The sequence below is a fragment of the Herbaspirillum sp. B65 genome, from assembly GCF_000333555.1.
Classification (GTDB): Bacteria; Pseudomonadota; Gammaproteobacteria; order Burkholderiales; family Burkholderiaceae_D; genus Herbaspirillum; species Herbaspirillum rubrisubalbicans.
On the sequence record NZ_BADI01000333.1, the window covers coordinates 1 to 3,116 of the forward strand.

Genomic DNA, 3,116 nt, shown 5'->3' on the forward strand with positions numbered 1-3,116 from the left:
GGCGGGAACTCGCTGCTTCTATCCACTGAGTGCATGAGGATGACGACAATGCTGACGACCAATGAATTGAGCAAGAGCTTCAGCCTCAAGAGCAGCGGGCTGACCCGCATGATGGGCAAGCTGGGGCTGACCAAGCCGCCGGCGCAAAGGGTGTACGCCGTCAATGAAGTATCGCTGAGCATAGAGCGCGGTGAAGTGCTGGGGCTGGTCGGTGAATCGGGCTGTGGCAAGTCCACCGTGGGCAGGATGATCGCCGGCCTGCTGCCGGCTACCAGTGGCAGTCTCTCCTTTGAAGGAAAGGACATGACCAGACCGAGCCTGCAGACGCATCTGAACATCCAAATGGTGTTCCAGAATCCGTATGCCTCGCTCAATCCCCGTCAGCGCGTGGATCAGGTCATCAGCGAAGCGGCCTTGTATCACGGCCTGGTGGAGCGTAAGAATGCCTCGGCCTTCGTGGCCGATCTGCTCAAGCAGGTCGGTCTGGACCCGTCCTATGCCGGACGTTACCCGCACCAGTTCTCGGGCGGACAACGCCAGCGCATTGCAATTGCGCGGGCGCTGGCACTGGATCCGAAGTTCATCGTTTGCGACGAGGCGGTCTCGGCGCTGGACGTCTCGGTGCAGGCGCAGATCCTCAACCTGTTCATGGAACTGCGCGAGACCAAGCAACTGACCTACCTCTTCATCAGCCATAACCTGGCCGTGGTGGAATACATCGCGGACCGAGTGGCCATCATGTATCTCGGCCGCATCGTGGAGATTGCCGACAAGCGGTCGGTATTCGCGCGGCCCAATCACCCCTATACCCAGGCGCTGATGGCCGATGCACCACGGCTCGATGCCAAGGTGGTGGAACACCGGCCGATCCAGGGCGAGCTGCCCAGTCCGCTCAATCCACCTGCCGGCTGTACCTTTCACCCGCGCTGCCCACGCGCCATGCTTCGCTGCAGCCAGGAGCGGCCGATGCTGCGCAGCATCGGTGATGGCCACTGGTCAGCCTGCCATCTCAATGGCGCCTGATGGCGTCCCAGCATCCAACGGAAAAAGCAATGATCAAGTCAGTCAATCAAGTGTATGCACTACAGCGCCCCGGGGTGGGCGAGGCCCAGTTGCCGCTGGTAGTCGATTCGCCCCACAGCGGCACGCTCTATCCCTTCAACAGCGGCATCGTCGCGCCTGCCGACGCCTTGCAGACGACCTGGGATGCTTTCGTCGATGAATTATGGGACTACGCGCCGTCGGTCGGAGGCGCCTTGCTGTCGGCGCGATTTCCACGCGCCTACATCGATCCCAATCGCGCCCCCGACGATATCGACCAGGACATGCTGATGCAGCCCTGGCCCGATGCAGTGACGCCCTCAGCTGCGTGCAGTCGCGGCATGGGCTTGATCCGGCGCCATGCGTTGCCGGGCATCCCCATGTATCCGGGCAAGCTGGACATTGAAGAGGTACAACACCGATTGCGCCATTACTACCAGCCTTACCACACTGTCTTGCAGGCGCTGCTCGATGAATCCGTACAACGCTTCGGTCGAGTCTGGCACATCAACTGCCATTCGATGAAGTCGGTGGGCAATGCCATGAACGTGGACAATGGCGCAGAACGTCCCGATATCGTGGTCAGCGACCGCAAGGGTATCTCTGCCAGCAGCGCGCTGACGGAGTGGATCGCCAGCGAGTTTGACCGGCGCGGCTACCGCGTCAGGATCAATACTCCTTACCAGGGCGGCTACATCGTCCAGCATTACGGCGCGCCGACGCAGGGACGGCATAGCATCCAGATCGAAATCAAGCGCAGCGTCTACATGAACGAAAAGCGCTGCGAGAAGCATGAGGGATTCGACCGGCTGCAGCATGACCTGAGCAGTTTCCTGGGTTCGCTGGCCGAACGCCTGACCCAGGAGATGAACCAGGAGTCATCGACCAAGCTGGCGCCGTGAGGTGGGATAGCCATCTCTTCACGTTGCACCGAATCTGAAATTGTCTAAAAAGGAAATCAAGATGCAAGACCTGGTAGCGCGCCTCAACGCCATCTGCGATGAGCAACCCTATGTGACCGCCTGGTATTTCAAGAACCTGGTTACCGGTGAAGAGGCTGATCGCGATGGACATGTCGCCTTTCCGTCGGGAAGCACCCGCAAGACATCGATCCTGATGGCCGTGCTGCGGGCCGTCAACCAGGGCCGGCTCGATCTCAATGCCCCCATCCTGTACGAGGAACGGCTGCGCAAGGGCGTGGTCTCGGGCACGTTCAAGTTCCTTACGCCCGGGTTCACCATCAGCCTGCGCGACGCCCTGGTCCAGATGATCATCGTCAGCGACAATGTCTGCACGGCCATGGTGATGGAGCGCATCAGCCTGGATGAAGTCAATGACTTCTGCCATTCCATCGGGATGCGCAATACGCTCCACCGGAACTCGGTGCCGCGCCCGGATATGCCGACCGATCACAAGCTCGACGAAGTCACCACCATCAGTGCCTGCGACCAGGGGCTGCTCTATGACCTGATCCTCAAGGGCAGTACCGATCCTGAGGTCGCGCAGCGTCTGGGCTGCACGCCACAACAATGCGCCTTCGCCATCGAAGTCTTGAGCTGGCAGAAGTTACGGACCAAAATGGCTTCGCTGCTGCCCTCAGACACCAAGGTGGCGCACAAGGGGGGGACCGGCAAGCGCGGTCGCATGGATGGCGGCATCGTGTTCCGCAACGACCAGCCCCTGTTCATCCTGACCGGCTACACTGACCAGGTGCCTTGGGAAATGCCTGACGGTCTGCCTGGCTACGTGTCGGCCTTCAACACCCTGGGCCGCCTGGCGCGCGCCTGCTGGGACGGTATCGGTGGCGACCGATGACCACGATCCCGACCCGCTTAACGTAATGAAAGAGCCGCTATGAACGACAAGCAAGACACCCATCACGAAGAAGGGACACTGGCCCCTTCCTGGATGGATGCCAACCTGCCTGATGGCTTCACGCTGGTAGCAGCAGGCGACCTGATCTTGACCGATACCATCTTTCCACGACTGCAGCGCAAGAGCCCCGATCTGATCGCCTTGCTCANGAGCGGTGATGTCACCTTCGGCAATTTCGAGGGAACCGCCATCGATCTACA

3 protein-coding genes are annotated in these 3,116 nt (G+C 60.5%); all 3 read left to right on the plus strand.

From position 1 onward, the window contains the following. The first annotated feature begins 39 nt into the window (after window positions 1-39). The 3 genes from I5W_RS08345 (at window position 40) to I5W_RS08355 (ending at window position 2,856) form a co-directional block, all read left to right on the plus strand. Window positions 40-1,023 carry an ABC transporter ATP-binding protein gene (locus I5W_RS08345; protein ID WP_026052170.1) on the plus strand — a complete coding sequence of 328 codons (984 nt, stop codon included), beginning with the start codon at window positions 40-42 and terminating at the stop codon, window positions 1,021-1,023. A gap of 29 nt (window positions 1,024-1,052) precedes the next feature. Then, window positions 1,053-1,943, plus strand: coding sequence for an N-formylglutamate amidohydrolase (locus I5W_RS08350; RefSeq protein ID WP_044528878.1), 891 nt, complete (start codon window positions 1,053-1,055; stop codon window positions 1,941-1,943). Between the two features lie 61 nt (window positions 1,944-2,004). Continuing rightward, window positions 2,005-2,856: a serine hydrolase gene (locus I5W_RS08355; protein ID WP_017453486.1), complete on the plus strand. Its 852-nt coding sequence runs from the start codon at window positions 2,005-2,007 to the stop codon at window positions 2,854-2,856. Window positions 2,857-3,116: the final 260 nt, after the last annotated feature.